Source organism: Legionella feeleii (assembly GCF_001467625.1).
Lineage (GTDB): Bacteria > Pseudomonadota > Gammaproteobacteria > Legionellales > Legionellaceae > Tatlockia > Tatlockia feeleii.
Window position 1 is genome coordinate 65398 of sequence record NZ_LNYB01000049.1, and the last position, 616, is coordinate 66013.

Below are 616 nucleotides of genomic sequence, written 5' to 3' on the forward strand. Positions count from 1 at the left end.
AATGCCTTTAATGGACATTAATAAGTCTAATTTTTCTTTAAGGCGCTGGTTATTGTTAATCAGCTCATCGATTTTCTTCTGGATACATTCTATTTCCTGCCCCAATTTCTGAATCATTTTCTTTAAGGATTTTTGGGCTGTAGCACCTCGAATACTATGTAACTGATTGGTTAACTGGGTTACTTGTGCTTTAAGCATATCAAGCACTTTAGTTAATTCTTTCATCTCCTTTTGTTCTGTTGGAGTAGGTTGATACAGTCGCGGCTCCATGCGTTGACTAAATTGAGCAATAAGCTTGGCGTCAATCCTGTCATTTTTATTACGTGCCAAAGAGGCTCTGGCAAAACTCTTAATTTGAAAAGGGTTAATGACGCTCACACGAATCCCTTTCCTGACTAAGAAATCAGCTAACTCTTCACTGTAATGCCCCGTTGCTTCCATACAGACCCACGGAGAAACTGCAGATTGATTTAGATAGTTTAAAAACTCGTTATGACCCTGATTTGTATTCGAGAAAACAGCATGTTTATGGCGATTGTTAATACATAGAGAACTATCAAATTTATCTTTGGCAATATCCACTCCTACAAATTCATATGCGCTCATGCTAATCTCC

The 616-nt window shown here is 37.8% G+C and carries 1 protein-coding gene; it reads right to left on the reverse strand.

Annotated features, from left to right (window positions below):
- On the reverse strand, window positions 1-606 hold a 606-nt coding region (locus Lfee_RS06805), incomplete at its 3' end, for an IS110 family transposase (RefSeq protein ID WP_193786946.1).
- Window positions 607-616 lie beyond the last annotated feature (10 nt).